General features: G+C 47.3%; 21 protein-coding genes. 12 read left to right on the top strand and 9 right to left on the bottom strand.

Annotated elements, in window-relative coordinates; genetic code table 11:
• Positions 1–4: 4 nt before the first annotated feature.
• From QT987_RS22795 to QT987_RS22785, 3 genes are all read right to left on the bottom strand, one after another.
• On the bottom strand, positions 5–325 hold the full coding sequence (locus QT987_RS22795; protein WP_333244649.1) for a DUF433 domain-containing protein: 321 nt from the start codon (positions 323–325) through the stop codon (positions 5–7).
• A gap of 116 nt (positions 326–441) precedes the next feature.
• Positions 442–1,095, bottom strand: a complete 654-nt coding sequence (locus tag QT987_RS22790) for a Uma2 family endonuclease (RefSeq protein WP_333244646.1) — start codon at positions 1,093–1,095, stop codon at positions 442–444.
• 135 nt (positions 1,096–1,230) lie between these two features.
• Entirely contained in the window at positions 1,231–2,247 is a 1,017-nt protein-coding gene (locus QT987_RS22785; RefSeq protein WP_333244643.1) for an adenosine kinase, read from the bottom strand.
• A 152-nt stretch (positions 2,248–2,399) separates the two neighbouring features.
• Here QT987_RS22785 and QT987_RS22780 point away from each other — a divergent pair, with 152 nt between their 5' ends.
• From QT987_RS22780 to QT987_RS22765, 4 genes are all read left to right on the top strand, one after another.
• Entirely contained in the window at positions 2,400–3,959 is a 1,560-nt protein-coding gene (locus QT987_RS22780; protein WP_333244639.1) for an AAA family ATPase, read from the top strand.
• 87 nt (positions 3,960–4,046) lie between these two features.
• On the top strand, positions 4,047–4,373 hold the full coding sequence (locus QT987_RS22775; RefSeq protein ID WP_333244637.1) for a hypothetical protein: 327 nt from the start codon (positions 4,047–4,049) through the stop codon (positions 4,371–4,373).
• Between the two features lie 86 nt (positions 4,374–4,459).
• Positions 4,460–5,254, top strand: coding sequence for a YdcF family protein (locus QT987_RS22770; RefSeq protein WP_333244634.1), 795 nt, complete (start codon positions 4,460–4,462; stop codon positions 5,252–5,254).
• Positions 5,255–5,537: 283 nt separating this feature from the next.
• Positions 5,538–5,771: a hypothetical protein gene (locus QT987_RS22765; RefSeq protein ID WP_333047608.1), complete on the top strand. Its 234-nt coding sequence runs from the start codon at positions 5,538–5,540 to the stop codon at positions 5,769–5,771.
• Between the two features lie 291 nt (positions 5,772–6,062).
• Here the strand turns inward: QT987_RS22765 and QT987_RS22760 are convergent, their stop codons facing one another.
• Positions 6,063–6,296: a ferredoxin-thioredoxin reductase variable chain gene (locus QT987_RS22760; protein ID WP_242722517.1), complete on the bottom strand. Its 234-nt coding sequence runs from the start codon at positions 6,294–6,296 to the stop codon at positions 6,063–6,065.
• Between the two features lie 13 nt (positions 6,297–6,309).
• Between QT987_RS22760 and QT987_RS22755 the strand changes: the two genes are divergently transcribed.
• Entirely contained in the window at positions 6,310–6,567 is a 258-nt protein-coding gene (locus tag QT987_RS22755; protein WP_333244631.1) for a hypothetical protein, read from the top strand.
• A gap of 11 nt (positions 6,568–6,578) precedes the next feature.
• On the opposite strand, the gene QT987_RS22750 is transcribed toward QT987_RS22755, so the two are convergent.
• Both QT987_RS22750 and QT987_RS22745 read right to left on the bottom strand, forming a co-directional pair.
• Positions 6,579–9,347 (bottom strand): DUF3536 domain-containing protein, encoded by a 2,769-nt coding sequence (locus QT987_RS22750; protein ID WP_333244628.1) that lies wholly within the window; start codon positions 9,345–9,347, stop codon positions 6,579–6,581.
• A 96-nt stretch (positions 9,348–9,443) separates the two neighbouring features.
• A complete protein-coding gene (locus QT987_RS22745; RefSeq protein ID WP_333057522.1) occupies positions 9,444–9,674 on the bottom strand; it encodes a hypothetical protein in 231 nt (76 codons plus the stop codon).
• Between the two features lie 222 nt (positions 9,675–9,896).
• Here QT987_RS22745 and QT987_RS22740 point away from each other — a divergent pair, with 222 nt between their 5' ends.
• The 7 genes from QT987_RS22740 (at position 9,897) to QT987_RS22715 (ending at position 11,966) form a co-directional block, all read left to right on the top strand.
• The gene (locus tag QT987_RS22740; RefSeq protein WP_333244625.1) at positions 9,897–10,127 is read left to right on the top strand and encodes a hypothetical protein; all 231 of its coding nucleotides are present in this window, start codon (positions 9,897–9,899) and stop codon (positions 10,125–10,127) included.
• Between the two features lie 53 nt (positions 10,128–10,180).
• Positions 10,181–10,273 carry a nucleotidyltransferase domain-containing protein gene (locus QT987_RS30030; RefSeq protein ID WP_445299726.1) on the top strand — a complete coding sequence of 31 codons (93 nt, stop codon included), beginning with the start codon at positions 10,181–10,183 and terminating at the stop codon, positions 10,271–10,273.
• A 111-nt stretch (positions 10,274–10,384) separates the two neighbouring features.
• On the top strand, positions 10,385–10,618 hold the full coding sequence (locus tag QT987_RS22735; RefSeq protein ID WP_333244706.1) for a DUF4160 domain-containing protein: 234 nt from the start codon (positions 10,385–10,387) through the stop codon (positions 10,616–10,618).
• 3 nt (positions 10,619–10,621) lie between these two features.
• The gene (locus tag QT987_RS22730; RefSeq protein WP_333227438.1) at positions 10,622–10,903 is read left to right on the top strand and encodes a DUF2442 domain-containing protein; all 282 of its coding nucleotides are present in this window, start codon (positions 10,622–10,624) and stop codon (positions 10,901–10,903) included.
• Positions 10,904–10,958: 55 nt separating this feature from the next.
• Positions 10,959–11,120, top strand: coding sequence for a hypothetical protein (locus QT987_RS22725; RefSeq protein WP_333244621.1), 162 nt, complete (start codon positions 10,959–10,961; stop codon positions 11,118–11,120).
• Between the two features lie 46 nt (positions 11,121–11,166).
• The gene (locus QT987_RS22720; RefSeq protein ID WP_333244618.1) at positions 11,167–11,412 is read left to right on the top strand and encodes a DUF4365 domain-containing protein; all 246 of its coding nucleotides are present in this window, start codon (positions 11,167–11,169) and stop codon (positions 11,410–11,412) included.
• Positions 11,409–11,966: a hypothetical protein gene (locus QT987_RS22715; RefSeq protein WP_333244615.1), complete on the top strand. Its 558-nt coding sequence runs from the start codon at positions 11,409–11,411 to the stop codon at positions 11,964–11,966. Before QT987_RS22720 ends, QT987_RS22715 begins: the two co-directional genes overlap by 4 nt.
• A 27-nt stretch (positions 11,967–11,993) precedes the next feature.
• On the opposite strand, the gene QT987_RS22710 is transcribed toward QT987_RS22715, so the two are convergent.
• The 3 genes from QT987_RS22710 to QT987_RS22700 all read right to left on the bottom strand — a co-directional run bounded on the left by QT987_RS22710 (position 11,994) and on the right by QT987_RS22700 (position 15,014).
• Positions 11,994–12,809, bottom strand: coding sequence for an alpha/beta hydrolase (locus QT987_RS22710; RefSeq protein WP_333244613.1), 816 nt, complete (start codon positions 12,807–12,809; stop codon positions 11,994–11,996).
• 254 nt (positions 12,810–13,063) lie between these two features.
• Positions 13,064–14,263, bottom strand: a complete 1,200-nt coding sequence (locus QT987_RS22705; RefSeq protein ID WP_333244610.1) for an FAD-dependent monooxygenase — start codon at positions 14,261–14,263, stop codon at positions 13,064–13,066.
• Positions 14,264–14,417: 154 nt separating this feature from the next.
• The gene (locus QT987_RS22700; RefSeq protein ID WP_333244607.1) at positions 14,418–15,014 is read right to left on the bottom strand and encodes a Uma2 family endonuclease; all 597 of its coding nucleotides are present in this window, start codon (positions 15,012–15,014) and stop codon (positions 14,418–14,420) included.
• Positions 15,015–15,294 lie beyond the last annotated feature (280 nt).

Genomic DNA, 15,294 nt, shown 5'->3' with positions numbered 1-15,294 from the left:
GCGTTCACTCACCTCTAATTTCGCTCAGCTTTTCCTGCAAACGAGAGGGTAGACTCTTGCGCTTCAACTCTTCGATCAAAAAATCTGATTCAGCAGTGCGGCGGTCAATTTCTTCTCGATTATCGTAATAGTAAGTCATTGCCGCATGAACCGATGCCGGTGACAAATTATAGTCCCTAGCGATTTCTTCTATCGACTCTCCCATCTTAAGATACATCTGGGCGATGTGTGCTACAGAAATTCGATGGCCCGCAATGCGTGGTTTACCACCAAGCACTCCCGGTGTAATTTCAATATACTTTGTGATGACTGATTGCTTAGACATAAAGCGCGAACGGCTCTTATTTGCTAATTTTTAGAGCTATTTAATCTTAGCACAAACAGACTTAGGGCGAGATCCCTTTCTCCATCCGCGTTCATCTGCGGCTCAAAAAAGTTGACTCACTGCGCCAAAACTTCCCTAACTCTTTCCCGAAACAAACGCACAGCCGCCCTTTGTCCAATACTTTTACTTTGTTCTATCAAACCCGGAATTTCGGCGATCGACAAAAATGGAAAAGCCAAACTATTCTCCCTCTCCTCATAACTTCCCTCAACCAAGTGATAGACTTGAAGACATTGATTTCGATATCTCCAGATTTCAGGAACCCCCAGAGCAGCATAAATTGAGAACTTATTCAACGAAGAACTCGTGTAGTCTGATTCGACTACCAAATCCGGTGGCGGATCGGCGGGTAAATTAATTTCCTCTTTATCTCTAACTAAAGATTCATTTTGAATGTAAAAACAAGTGTCCGGTTCAATAGCACGAGTTAAATCTTCCCGTTCCAGAGTCAACGCACCGAGGCTCATAGCTTCAATTTCTAACTCATCTGCTAAAGCTCCAATAAATAGTTCAAGCATGACTTTAGGTCTTTCATGTTTAGGTAATGGCATTCTAATTTCTAAAACTCCTTCAGCATAAGCAATTCTCCACGCTCTACCGTCGCCGACATCAGACATTATCGCTTTAAATGTTAGCCACTTAATGCCTGTCAAAGTAATTAGTTTTTCCTCGCTACTTTGTTGAGGAGAAGTCAATGTGGTTGTTACCATCTGAGGTACGATTAGTTAAGCTTTTATTGATTTTAACACGCCCTTCTATCATCTGCATCCACTGTGGCACAATGGATAGGTTCAAAAAAGAGCGATCGCCCTTAATCCAAAAAGTGCGATCGCCCCTTTCAATTTCTAACCAGAAATCACCTCACTCAAAAGATGAGCCTGAGAACCCTCCAGACGTGGCCCATGAATCTGCACCACCCTAGAAGCCAAGAAATTGCCCCAGCGAGCCGCTTGTGTAGAACTTAAACCGTTAGTAATTCCAAACAAAACACCCCCCGCAAAAGCATCACCAGCACCCACAGTATCGATCGCCTTTACCGGAAATCCAGCCACATCAACAATCTGTTTGTTCTCCACCACCATGCAGCCTTTATCCCCATTCGTGATAAAAGCCAAATCAGAAATCTCGCTCATTTTCCGAGCGCACTCTTCCAGAGATTCCTCCTTAAAAAAGCTCCGAACTTCATCAGCATTGCAAAAAATTACATCGCAATATTCCGAAACCACCTTGTGAAAATCATCAGCAAATCGATCGACTAAAAAGCCATCCGAAAAAGTAAAAGCCACCTTCACGCCCAGACGCTTAGACTGTTCCATCGTCTCAATGCTAGCCTTTCTCGGATCGGGAGCATCCCAAAGATAGCCCTCAACATAACTGTACTTGCAGTGAGCCAGTCGATCGACATCAATATCAGTCGCCGCCAGAGTAGTAGAAACCCCCAGATTAGTACACATCGTGCGTTCCGCATCCGGCGTAGTCAGCACAACACAAGTACCCGTGGGCTCATGCGACTCAGCAGCAGGATGCACGTTAAAATCAATCCCCGCCGCCAGCAAATCTTGCCGGTAAAATTCGCCGTTAGTATCCTTAGCAACCTTCCCCGAATAATACGCTTTACCGCCGCTCTGAGCCAAACCAATCATCGTATTTGCCGCCGAACCGCCCGATCGCATTTGCAGCGAATTGTGCTCTAAATCATGCAAAATCCCCCCCTGCGTTTCCGAATTCATCAGCGTCATCCCGCCGCGATTCAGCCCGTGGCCGAGTACAAATTCATCTTCTACCAATGCTAGGATGTCTACCAGGGCATTTCCCACGCCAAACACATCCACGGAACCAGATTCTTGATTATTTTCTGTCATCGCTGCTTTTTTTTACACTAACTATCAACTCTATAATAAATCGGATTAAAGTCAACATCCCCACTCCCAATCTAAAGTCCCCAACTGAAAATCTAAAATTCACAATCCAAAATCCCCAATCTAAAATCTAAAATCCAAAATCTAAAATCGCTATGACTTGTCTCCCACCTCTGATTCAGCAAATGTTGCAGCCCGGTTTTTACCCGCACGGGGTGACAGAACCAGTGCAGCTAATTCAGACTCACGCTTCCTTTGTCCTGCTGACAGGAGATTATACTTACAAAATCAAGAAACCAGTTAATTTTGGCTTTTTGGACTATTCAACATTGGAGAAAAGGCACCATTTCTGCAACGAAGAATTGCTGCTGAACCGACGCACGGCACCGGAAATTTATCTAGAAGTTTTGCCAATTGTTCAAATTGGGGATTCGTTTCAATTTGGTAGCAACTTGCCTGCTAGAACTCCGGCTGAAGTTGCTGTAGAATACGCACTTAAAATGCTGGAGTTTCCTCAAGATTCGCTGTTGCTCAGTTTGTTGGAGCGCGGACTGTTGACTGAGCAACTTATGGCAGACTTAGGGCGGGAAGTTGCCAAGTTTCACAGCACGGCAATTAGTAATAGCTACATTCGCACCTTTGGCGAAGTCAGTCAGATTCGCACAGCAATAGACAACAATTACCTGATTTCGCAAAAATATATCGGCGGGCCGCAGACTCAGGCACAATTTCAGGAAACTAAAGATTATACTGATGCGTTTTTTGCGGAAAATCAAGAGTTATTTAACCTGCGGATTGCCAAGAATAAAATTCGCGAGTGCCACGGAGATTTGCACTTGCGGAATATAGCATTGTGGCCAGATAAAATATTGCTGTTCGACTGCATTGAATTTAACGAGCCTTTTCGCTTTGTTGATGTCATGTACGATGTGGCTTTTACAGTAATGGATTTGGAATCGCGGGGGCGCAGAGACTTGGGCAATGCTTTTCTCAATACTTACATCGAACAAACAGGGGATTGGGAAGGACTGCAACTGTTACCTCTGTATTTGAGCCGTCAAGCTTATGTTAGAGCAAAAGTAACTTCGTTAATGTTGGACGATTCTGCTATTTCAACTGCCCAAAAAGCAGAGATTTCACAGACAGCAGCTCATTACTATAAACTGGCTTGGCAATACACAAAACCGCACCGGGGAAAGTTAACTTTGATGTCTGGTTTATCGGGTTCTGGCAAGAGTACAGCAGCTCGATATTTGGCTCGCCACACTGGGGCAATTCACATTCGATCAGATGCGGTTCGCAAACATTTAGGCGGAATTTCTTTAAATGAACGCGGGGGGCCAGATTTGTACTCGGATGAAATGACGGCACAGACTTATGGTAGATTGTTAAAGTTGGGGATAATTTTGGCTGACCGAGGTTGGGATGTGATTTTAGATGCAAAGTTCGATCGCCAAAACTGGAGAACCGATGCGATGAATCAGGCTCAATCCCACGGCTTACCCTTGCAAATCATTTACTGCACCGCACCACTTGAAGTATTGCGAGAACGACTGCAACAGCGCCGGGGCGATATTGCCGACGCGACGGCAGAATTATTGAACTCGCAGCAAGCAGCTTTTGAACCTTTTACAGAATTAGAGCAAATTTCTGTAAACATTATAGATACCCTACAAGACTTAGAGGTACAATTAAACTTGATTTGTGGGGAGTAGTTGCAGTTCGATCGCCCTTGGCAATCTTACTTATCTGCTAATATTGTAAATATCTTTCTGTTTTATTACAAAAAAAAGTTGCAGCTCATGCCAAAATTTACCGGAGACTCCAAGGGGTTTAGCCCCGCGCTGATATGGTTTGTGTTGTTTACCGTTGGGTTTCGCTTAGTAGGATCTACGCTGCCCCTGAGTCTTGCCCTTGGTGTCATTGGTGGGGTGGCTGCAGGTTTAATTGTCGCTTGGTGGCACAACGAATTACTACTCAACCCGAATATAAATTCCAAGGACAAAACCTCGGATGCTATCCTCAATAAAGAAGTAGTGCAAACGGACGCCCATAAATATAGCAAAACCTCTAGGGGTGATGCTGCTACATTTTTTGGCTGGTTATCTGGGCCAGAGGATCGTCGCTAGCTTTAGTCATTAGTCATTAGTTAACAGTTAACAGTCACTAATGTCCAATGCCCAATGCCCAATTCCCAATGCCAATTTCCAATTGAATGTTTGTATTTCTATCGAAACTCTTGCCGCTGTTTATTTATCCTTTGGGGTTGAGTTGCCTGTTAATGATGGCGGCTTTAATCACACTTTGGAAGCGTCCGAAATGGGCGGCGGCGCCAATTGCTGCGGCTCTAATTATTTTACTGCTCGGAAGTAGCGGTTGGGTTTCAAAATCGTTAGTTCGATCGCTCGAATGGCAAAACTTACCAACCGCCGAACTCCCCCAAGCTGAAGCGATTATCGTCTTGGGCGGCGGTGTCAAAGCAGCTTTACCTCCCCGTCCTTGGGTTGAATTAGCGGAAGCGGGCGATCGAATAATCTACGGTTCCCGACTTTACAAACAAAGCAAAGCTCCGCTGCTCATTCTCAGCGGCGGTAGAGTAGATTGGAAAGGTGGCGGGCCTCCCGAATCGGCAGACATGGCAGAAATTGCCCAAACAATGGGCGTACCGGCATCAGCAATTCTGCAAGACCCCGATTCACACAACACCTATCAAAATGCCGTCAACGTGCGGAAAATTTTAGATGCTAAAGCTATAAAAGGGCCGGTTTTGCTAGTGACATCGGCGATGCACATGACTCGATCGCTCTTAATTTTCCAGCGTCAGGGAATAAAAGCAATTGCCGCACCAACAGACTTCCAGATCACGCAGCAGGATATCGCAGCATCCCAAAGCAATTGGCAAGCAGTCGCCTTGGATTTATTGCCGGACACCTATCAGTTAAACCAGTCAACTAAAGCTTTGAAAGAATACATCGGCTTAATCGTTTATCGGCTGCGGGGATGGCTTTAACAGAATTTTAGATGTGGGATTTGGGATTTGAGATTGAAGAATTTAAACAAATATCAAATCCGGTTGCATCCCAATTATAGGGGCGGGGCGGGTTTATATAATTTGTCTATACTTATCAAATATCTGGGCGAACCGGCCCCTACAAAACTTCATCAGATAAGATTCCAAATCAAACGGATACGATCTAAAATCTAAAATCTAAAATCTAAAATCCAAAATTGATTGAGTGTGTTAGCTTAAAGTCATTACAGCCAATATTAGCCACCGTCGCCCCCAAACAATCATGCTGCCCCACGAGTTGCAAAACATTGCCCCCGAACCGACTCCCGCGGCCGAAATTTTTCAGAGACACCAAATTGTCCGCGAGTTTTACGATGAAATTAAGTACCGTCAAGAACTAGAACTTCACTGCCAGTGGTATTACGCTACAGCCAAGCAGCATCAGCAGGAATTGCAGAAAATGCAGGGAGATTTGAATATCTTCGGTTGGTTTAACCGGGGACGGTCGAAAAATTAAGGGTTAAATAAAAAAGATGGTTGGTAGTAAGGACTTTAGTTCAGCCGATCGACTAAAAGCCATAGAAAAAACTGAAGTCCTCACTACAAACTGTACAACAGCTATATGACTCCCGCCCAAAAGCGGATACTTGCTTTCCGACAGAAGTCGCGATCAGCGCAAAATTTTAGACTCTAGTTCAAGCTTCCAGATTCCTCTTTGGAGTAAATCTAAAATCTAAAATCTAAAATCTAAAATCGACTGACGGGATTTGATATTGTCTTTGGGCTACGGCTTCACCTTGTGAGACAGCTAGACTTCCGAAGATATCAATTCCACCTCATCCTCTTTCAGGTGAGCTCGAAATTTTTTGTCAAATTGTACTAGAACCGGCCAATTAGCACTGACAGGTCGGCCGTGCCATTCGTGAACGATCGCCACGACTTCTCCTTCCATGCCCTTAATATCAAATGGTTGACTGCGATTTTCAGGGTGGTGGTAGACAACAACAGAGTTTTTAATGCAAACGCGATCGCCAACTTTCATAAATTTAAACTTAGTGTTCTTTCTTCCAAACTATACAAAGCGTGCAAGTGTAGAACACCTGTACGCTTTGGCGACAGTCTTTTTATCTTCCCACACAAGTAGAGCGAAAACTCAAAGAAACTTGCCGATGTTCTGTCTGTGCTTCGATCGCCCGCCGCGATTCCGGGAAGCCTCCATGCCGATCGATCCTCGGTTGAACCAGCAGGCCCGATCGGCCTTTAAAGCTCGATCGGGCGGATTCTCAAGGGCGGGAATTGATTTGGTTGGCTAATCGAGAAACGATTAACTTAACTGATTTAACCAACACTCAACATCAACAGCCAAGGTTTGACCCAACTCCAGCAACTGCCGGATCGAAGACAAGTCCCAGCCGCCGCCTGAACGCGCAATCTCCAAGGCAACAGCAGCCACCGCATTTTCGCCCGCCGAGGCCTCTTGCCGCTGCAGCCAGCCCAAACACAGAGGCACAATTTGACTGTACAGAGAATCGAAATACAGTTCCTGGGATTTGTCCAGACACAAACCCAGACTCAGCCGATCGCCCACAGCAATCAAACGCTCGATCGTGCGGATCTCAGCTTCCAACTGGACAGGCGAGCGATCTTCCACACCCGATCCTGCTTGCAGCAGCCTGTCTAGCGATCGCCAAACCATCTTTTCCAAAATTTCCTTGACTTCGGGAACGTTCAACCGACAGCGGAGATGGCCGGCTTCAGTGGCGATCGCCTCAATTTCGGCCAGCAGCGGTTCCACATCCTCCGTTTCCACTTCCAGGGCCTTGGCCGCCGTCAAACAGCGGTGTCCCAAAGCCACCTCAGCAGCCACCTGCAACTCTACCGGCACCGGCAACTCGTCGCGGTGGAACGCCATCATCACCCCGTAATTTTCGCGGTAAACCTGAGTGTAAAGCTGATCCAACCGAGTCAAATTTTCCTGACTCAGCAACTGCACGATCCGGTGGCGTTCCTCAGCGAATAAATCCCGCAAGCTAAAGGACTGATCCCCAAACAGCCGCACCATTTCCAGAATGGCGTGGGCTGCCGAAGCTTCTTGCATAACTCCAAACAACCGCTCTTTGAGCATAGTGTAAGACCGGCGGCTGCCAAAAGGCTGAATACAGCAGTGGAAGTCCCAGCCGCCGAGGTGCAACGCAGCAAACACAAAAACCTCTGTTTCCCGCGTAATTTCCGAGGTTAACTGCAATTGACCCACAGCCAGAGTCATCGAGCCCATGCGCTGAATTTGGAAATCTTCCTGCTGGGCCTGATAGCAGTAAACTCGCTGTTCGCGGGGATATTTGGCAAACAGAGAACTGATCGCGTAGTGGGCGGCCACCTGTTTGAGACTAATTTGGGCTGTTACCACGAGTTTGCGGTAAACTTCGGCCCCTGTTTGGAAATACTCAACGTTGCTGGGTACGAGGGCTAGTTGAGCGACAAAATCCTTTTCTAGCTGGATACCCGTAACTTCCCCCGCCAATTCGAGCGCCCGGGCCGCGTAGCGCAGAATTTGCACGCCTTCTGGCCGCGAGATTTCTTCAAAAAACCAGCCGCAGCTAGTGAACATTAACAGGGTGTGGCGCTGCATTTCCAGCAGTCGCAGGGCGTCCACCTGTTCTCCGGCATCGAGGGGGCGCACTTGATGGCGTTGGAGGAAACTGTCAACATTACTGGGCGATCGATCCCGGATCACCTCAATATATTCATCTCTGGCTTTCCAGGGATCGCACAACAGCTTGCGCCCTGCTTCTTCGTAAATCGGAATCAGTCGATCGCGCAGCCAATTGAGAGTATCCCGCAGAGGGCGGCGCCATTTGAGGTGCCATCCGCCGCCACCACCGCAGCCGCAATCATCTTGCCAGCGATCGACCCCGTGAGAGCAACTCCAGGCCGTCACGGGTTTGAGTTCCACTTCCCAAGCGCTCGGATTTTGACTTAAATAATGAGCAAAATTCGTCACCGTCCAGCCTCGGCGGGGAAACTCTTCTGTGAAGGCGTAGGCGAGGCATTTTTCCGTACTGTGTTTGTGGTGGCCGAAAGTTTCACCGTCCGTCGCCACGCAGATTAATTGAGCCGGTCGGTGGTCTCCCCGCACTGCTTGACCCAAGCGCCCGACCAAGTGGTGGCTGCTGCTGAGAACGTCATTGAAGCCCATATCCCGCGAGATCGGGCCGTCGTAGAAAAAGATATCAATGTAGGGAGTGTTGGCAGGTGGGGCTTCGGAATTTTGGGAGTGCTGGCGGCCAAAATAGTGAGTGCTCAGCGGCGAGAGTTGGTGGTCAGCCATCAACCGCATTTCCGGCTTCAAATAGCAGCGGTACGGGCGAGTCGGATCGATTTGACCCCCGCCGACTTCGTGCCATTCGGAATTATGCCCATGTTCCCCTTCGTGGTTTTGCCCGATTAGCGGGCGGCAGCGTTCGGCTTGGGAGGGGGCTAAGACAATGAAGCGGATGCCTTCAGCGACTAAAACTTCGAGGGTGGCGTAGTCTACGGCGGTTTCGGCGAGCCACATTCCTTCGGGCTCGCGATCGAACCGGGAGCGAAAATCTGCGATCCCCCAGCGAATTTGGGTATATTTGTCTCGCTCGTTAGCGAGGGGCATGATGATGTGATTGTACACTTGGGCGATCGCGTTGCCGTGACCGTTGAGCCGCTGACAGCTTTTGCGATCGGCTTCCAGAATCCGCTGGTAGACTTCCGCGTCGTAGCGTTCGAGCCAGCTCATCAGGGTCGGCCCGATGTTGAAGCTCATATACTCGTAGTTATTGACGATCCCCGCCACTTCGCCCCGATCGTTGAGTATGCGGGCAAAGGCGTTCGGGCGGTAGCACTCGATGTCAATGCGTTCGTTCCAGTCGTGGGCTGGAGAGGCGCTGGCTTGGCGTTCGATCGCGTCCAGGTAAGGGTTTTCCCGGGGTGGCTGGTAAAAGTGACCGTGAACCGTCACGCACACCCCAGTTGCAGTCGCCGCACTGCTTTGGGTTGCAGCCGTTACGGTTGGCGAAGACAAAGGCAGCACATCGGATTGAGTAGTAGAAATCGAAACCATGCGATCGAATCCTCAAGTAGTTAAAGACAATAAAACCAGCCTATTTAGAAACTGAAACCTTACGCAGCAAGAGTTTCAGCTAGGCATCTGTTCGGGCTAAATTTTGGCAGATAAGTTTTGATACATTTGTAGTATTGCTAGCAAAGCATTCGTTCCAAGATGCCAACCGTCGATCCCTGGTTTGTTTGCCAATGCTTTGCTGTTGAAAGAGTTAAAAAAGGTAGCTTTTGCTGCTTTTTGGCACTTGCGACCCATTTCGGGTTCGTGCTTGCAGGGCTGCTCATTGAGATTTTGATTTACATTGCTGGATCTTAAAGTCTTATTCATTAAATAGCAAGTTTTCGCCGGAAAAATTTAAAATTTGGCGATAAATCTTGGCGATTGTGGATATCGGTTTAATGCCCGATCGATTTATAGAATAAGAGTTTAGCCAGAGTTTCGCATCATACTTTAGGTGCTTGTTACCTAAGTTCTGGAGAAGTTAGGCCGGTTGGGTTAGGGCGGGGCAGATTTGCTGCAAATGTACTTTCCAGAAGAGATGTAACACTGGTGCGGAGTCAAAAGACAACAAAAAAGCAAAACGGTAACTGTTATATTTTAACCCCTGAGAGGTATGTGGGGGCGGAGGCGGAGGCATTGGAGGATGAGGAGGGTTTGGACGAGAAGAGGCTGCATTTGACGGGGAAGTTGGAGAGGCAATTTGCCGAGAGTGGCAAGTTAGAGGCGATGATTCAAGAAAATCTGGCGAGGGTGGAGTTAGGGGAATTGAGGAATTGCTGAAGTCCAAGCCCTCCGATATCCTGAGAATTGCGACTCACCCAGCCGCGTTAAATGTGCGCGTTTTTGGTTCGGTTGCCAGGGGTGAAGCAACAGCAGATCGCGAGGTAGATTTTTTAGTAGAATTGGAACCAAAACGCACGTTTTAAGCAATATTAAAGAATATATTGAGCGGATTTAGTCTTACGAAATCTGGGAAAACACGCCGAAAGAATTGTAGAGGAGACAATCTAATGCCAGAACTGGGTTGATTTTTAGGCATCATCATTACGATGTACTATAACGACCACCCGCCCCCGCACTTTCATGCCCGCTACAATCAACAAAAAGCCATCATTGATATCGAAACCCTCTCAATCCTAGAAGGCGAACTTTCCCCACGCATCTTAGGATTAGTTGTAGAGTGGGCTGCCCTTCATCAAACAGAGCTCATGCAAAACTGGCAACTTGCCAGACTTCAAACACCATTAGAACCTATTGCCCCTTTGGAATAAACAATGCTCAAAGATATTAGCTCAGTTCAACCATTAGAAAACTATCAACTTTACCTCAAATTTGAAGATAACCAAGAGGGAGTAGTTGACATCAGCCAATTAATCGAATTCACCGGCATATTCGCCCCCCTGCAAGACTTGACTTACTTTAACCAAGTCAAACTCAATCCAGAATGGGGGACAATTTACTGGGAAAATGGAGCTGATTTAGACCCCGATGTTCTCTACTCCATTGTCACCAACCAACCGATACAAATCAAGGAAACCATAACCAACATGATGTAATTTTATCTACGAGCTAAAACCAAACAGGTTAACAAGAATAATCGCTACGTAAAAAGTGGACATCAACCAACAAAAAGAACAATTCAGCAACATCTACCTGCAAGCTGTCACCACCGTTGCCGGCTATTCCCTCTACAAACCATTCGTAGACGATGACAGCGTAGACTGGGGAGTAGCTGCGAAAGGCGGGACTGGCCCCATCAGAGCACCTCGCTAACTCCATCCGCTACCCCCTAAAGCTCAAAAACTACGACGACTTAAGAATGGATAACTTCGCCATTCCCCGAATTTTAGTTGTAGTTTTAATCCCCGAAACACCCGAAGACTGGTTAACCCAGTCCGAAACAGAACTCTGCATGAGAAGCTGCAGATATTGGAGCTCGCTGCGGGGAAAGCCAAAAACACAAAACACAAACGCTGTCACCGTCACCATCCCCAGAACCAACCAATTTACAGTCGCCGCCCTTCAGTCAATTATGGAGGGAATTAGCCAAGGAGTCCAACCATGAAATTCACCGTAAAAGATCGCCAAACTCTCGAAACCATCGAGCTAAATCAACTGAGAAATTACTTACAAACTCACGGCTGGCATGCAGACCAACCTTTTTTAGATAATGCCACACTTTGGCACAAACCAACAACCGACGGAGAAGAATTAGAAATATTGCTACCTAATCGGCAAAATCTCCGAGATTATGGAGCGCGTATCAGCAGCGTAATTCAAACCCTAGAAAACGCCGAAAATCGCCCTCAAATTGAAATTTTAAGCGAACTACTTACCCGCATTCCCAACACGATAATTCAGGGAATAGTTATGCAAATTCACACCCCAAATACCCAAAAATTAAGTGGCGAAATTACTCTCATCGGTCTTGTAGTTGCCAAATTGCAGAAAATTCAAACTTCACTCGCCGACAAAGATTATATCCTGGCGATTAAAGCTTATCAAGAACGCTTACCGATTCTCTGTAGCGGTGACTTAATCAAAGACAACAATATCAAAGACAACAATGCCTTCATCCTCAAAAACCCCCACAACTTAACCCTCGATGAATCGTGGTAAAACTAACAGATTTTGTCGAAATCTATATTAAACACCTTTCAAACAGATATCAAGTTCCCTAGCAAAGGCCTCCGGCGCATCCAGCATCAGCCAGTGTCCAGTATCGGGTAGCGTACTTGTCGTCAGTGTGGGACGGAGGATGTGGAGGCTGAAGGGAAAAGTGTTTGAGGGAGCAATAATCGCGTGGGCCCGCGTTCCAGGGGCTGCTAGGTAGCGATCGAGATTATCAACAGCATCAAAGGCAAACATCCCGCGAGACATTCCAGACAGGCAATCCTGTGGAGTCGCCGCCAAGCAAGCGAGAATCCGATCGCGCGTATGGGCCCTGCTTCCTGTCAGCGCCTCATTGAAACTGGTTTCCACAGCCGCCCGCCAATCATCCGTCTCCAGAGCCCTCTGGTAGGGGACGATGCGTGCCTCGTGCACATCTGCAGGCACCTTGGTAAAATCTCCAGGTGGGTCTGCCAGAATCAACTGCGCGATGCGGTGCGGGGCGCTGGCTGCTGTGGCGAGGGCAATACAAGCACCGAAACTGTGCCCGACGATCGCCACTCGATCGAGTCCCAGCCCATCGAGCACCGCGAAAACATCCGCTGCACAGGAGGCGGGCGCATAGTTGCCGTCCTCCGGCGGTGCAGAATCACCGTGTCCCCGCATATCAAGGGCGATCGCGCGTCGGGTACGGGCGACATGGGCAAGCTGCGCCTCCCAGATGCTCGCAGAAACCGTCATACCGTGCACGAACACCACCGGCAGCGACTCGGATTCCGCAGCGGTGACAGGGGGGCTGGCTTCGATGATGTGAATAGTGCCGATCGGTCCTTTGATATTTGTCGATCGCATAAAAACTTCTCCTAAGTTTTATAATCCTAGACGCACGGGTAGTCAGAAACCGGATTTTTCGCAAAAATACTCGGTTATATCAAATCCGTTAACATCGGAATTATTATCTCTCTCTTCTCTTTCTCTGTGTCCTCTGTGCCCTCTGTGGTTTAATCATTCCGATACAACCGGAATTGATATTAGAGCATCGCAGAAAAGGTAAAAACCCGGTTTCTTTGGTTGGGACGGGTAAGTCAGGTTTCAATTTCCTCATTTTACACAACCAATTTTACATCTGTTACTCCTTGGCGCAATTCATACTGTCCTTTTACCCAAAATTGTTTAATTTTTTCACCCAAAAACGGAGCAGCTTGCATCATCAATAAACGCAATAATCCATTTTTTCGCAGTTGTTCGCCTTTCCACGCTTCTTGTGCTTGCAGTTGTTGGGCGCGAATAATTTCCGGTTCGCGTTCTGCCTGAATCCGCGATAATGCTAAGTCAATATCCTCGGAATTAGCCCCTGCTTTCAATAAAGGTACAAGGTGATTGGCGGCAACAATTACATCGCGGAACGCCATGTTAATTCCTTGAGCGCGAACCGGAGACATCGGATGTGCCGCATCCCCCAAAAGTATGATTCCTGGTCGATGCCAGCGCGGACAGCGACCAACCACAACAGATAATCGCATCGGAGATTCGATCGTATCGGCACAGTTGCGGAAATGTTCAGCCATCCACGCAGGCGATCGCGATGCGAAAGTTTCTGCCCAGTCTGTGTGTTTCCAATCAGTTTTGTCATCGGCAGATAGCACCCAAGCCAGATGAAGTTTTCCTGATTCTGCCCCGTGAAAGACACTGAATCCGCTACCGCCATTCAGGATGGAATAAAATACATTATCCGCCACAAACCGAGGATGAGCGGCAAGTTTAAACCACAGAACATCTATACTATTCGGCTGTTTTACTAACTCTAATTCTGCACGTTGTCGTACAACCGAGTTTCTACCATCTGTGCCAATCACAAGTGCAGCAGGAATCTCTCGCCCATCTCCTAGCTTTACACCCGCAATGCGATCGTTGTTGTACAGTAAATCTTTGACCGGCACACCTGAGATAAATTCAAACTCTGGATGCAATTGAGCTTCTACAATTAGTGTTTCTAGCAAAGGCGGTTGTGATACCAGTGTACAAGGTCGATTTGACCCCATTGGTTCATCAACTCGAAATAGTTGTCGATCGCCCACAATGAACTCCCAGGCATCAATTTGTCGGTGTGGAACACCTTCTAGCATTGTGGATAAGCCCATTTGTGCGATCGCATCCAATCCGCTGGGCATTAACCCTTCACCGCGAAACACTCGATACGAATCTTTTGCAGCCTCAACCAACGTTACAGCAATACCTCGTTTCACCAGCAGCAAACTAAGTGCCGCACCAGTTGGCCCCGATCCCACAATTACAACTTGTGTCATTTGGTATTTTCCATTGCTTGTTGCGGATATTGAGATGCGAACAGAGGTGGTTAAAGGGTGCGCGACAATCTATTAGACATCTCCCATAATTATTGTGGAACAGGCATCCTTCCTGTTCAAAACCTGCTTTTTTGGAGAAGTTTCTTAATCCCAGCTATTTTTGGAGTGCTTGCCGAAAAGTCTTAATCGCATCAACATGATTCACCATATTGATGCAACGCAACAACAAATCCAAATCGATTCCTTTCACTTCCTCACTACTGGAAACCTTTTCATAATGAAGTGTATTGCCCTCTCCCCGGAGGTGATAAACCTCTAACAATCCATCTTCCCACAACCACACTTCAGGAATTTTCAGCCGCTTGTATGCCTCCAGCTTGTCGATCCCGCCACTGGAAAACACGATCTCGATCGCCAGATCGGGTAGCCTGCGACCAGGAGCAAGTTTATAAGATTCATCCGCCTCTCGCTTGACTTTTCCGGTTTCACTTTCCAGAGTCATTGAGCCAGTTGGAGTAAAGTCAAACCCCGCCATCAGCAGGTACAGTTCCACCAATGCACCAATTCTTGCTTTAACAATTTCGTGGGGTTCTCCCGGCATTAGTTTAATCTCCAAAACTCCATCCAGGAAAGACAGTCGATATCCTGGACGGTCTAACAATTGCTCAACTGCTTTGAACTCTCTCCAAGTGAGTCCGTCAAACAGAAGGGGTGATTCTTTTCTGGGTGGTGCGATGATTGCTGCAGTCATTTGATTCTCCAGTCTATTTCCAGATGAGAAACGATCGGGTTTGAAGGGCGATTTGTTTATTATAACTTTAAGTAGCTTTCTCCACTGTAAATCCGATTTCTTGCCCGTAGGATAGTTCCAGCGTGTGACAAGCGAATTTCAAAGGTGGTACCCGCCACGTGATTTATCCGTGGAATCAATCCCAAATCGAAAATCGAAAATCAGTATCCGCTCAATAAGTAGGGGTAGCAGAGAAAAAAAGTAAGCAGAGTAAAAAAAGTGTTATAAAATAGGACACATG

Source organism: Microcoleus sp. SVA1B4 (genome assembly GCF_036700545.1).
Classification (GTDB): domain Bacteria; phylum Cyanobacteriota; class Cyanobacteriia; order Cyanobacteriales; family Microcoleaceae; genus Microcoleus.
Note: the sequence above shows the minus strand (reverse complement) of the source record. Positions and strands in the feature narration are given on the sequence as shown.

Coding starts and splice junctions, on each gene's coding strand:
- QT987_RS22795 (WP_333244649.1), bottom strand. CDS start 325: ATGTCTAAGCAATCAGTCATCACAAAGTATATTGAAATTACACCGGGA.
- QT987_RS22790 (WP_333244646.1), bottom strand. CDS start 1,095: ATGGTAACAACCACATTGACTTCTCCTCAACAAAGTAGCGAGGAAAAA.
- QT987_RS22785 (WP_333244643.1), bottom strand. CDS start 2,247: ATGACAGAAAATAATCAAGAATCTGGTTCCGTGGATGTGTTTGGCGTG.
- QT987_RS22780 (WP_333244639.1), top strand. CDS start 2,400: ATGACTTGTCTCCCACCTCTGATTCAGCAAATGTTGCAGCCCGGTTTT.
- QT987_RS22775 (WP_333244637.1), top strand. CDS start 4,047: ATGCCAAAATTTACCGGAGACTCCAAGGGGTTTAGCCCCGCGCTGATA.
- QT987_RS22770 (WP_333244634.1), top strand. CDS start 4,460: ATGTTTGTATTTCTATCGAAACTCTTGCCGCTGTTTATTTATCCTTTG.
- QT987_RS22765 (WP_333047608.1), top strand. CDS start 5,538: ATGCTGCCCCACGAGTTGCAAAACATTGCCCCCGAACCGACTCCCGCG.
- QT987_RS22760 (WP_242722517.1), bottom strand. CDS start 6,296: ATGAAAGTTGGCGATCGCGTTTGCATTAAAAACTCTGTTGTTGTCTAC.
- QT987_RS22750 (WP_333244628.1), bottom strand. CDS start 9,347: ATGGTTTCGATTTCTACTACTCAATCCGATGTGCTGCCTTTGTCTTCG.
- QT987_RS22745 (WP_333057522.1), bottom strand. CDS start 9,674: ATGAATAAGACTTTAAGATCCAGCAATGTAAATCAAAATCTCAATGAG.
- QT987_RS22730 (WP_333227438.1), top strand. CDS start 10,622: ATGCTCAAAGATATTAGCTCAGTTCAACCATTAGAAAACTATCAACTT.
- QT987_RS22720 (WP_333244618.1), top strand. CDS start 11,167: ATGGATAACTTCGCCATTCCCCGAATTTTAGTTGTAGTTTTAATCCCC.
- QT987_RS22715 (WP_333244615.1), top strand. CDS start 11,409: ATGAAATTCACCGTAAAAGATCGCCAAACTCTCGAAACCATCGAGCTA.
- QT987_RS22710 (WP_333244613.1), bottom strand. CDS start 12,809: ATGCGATCGACAAATATCAAAGGACCGATCGGCACTATTCACATCATC.
- QT987_RS22705 (WP_333244610.1), bottom strand. CDS start 14,263: ATGACACAAGTTGTAATTGTGGGATCGGGGCCAACTGGTGCGGCACTT.
- QT987_RS22700 (WP_333244607.1), bottom strand. CDS start 15,014: ATGACTGCAGCAATCATCGCACCACCCAGAAAAGAATCACCCCTTCTG.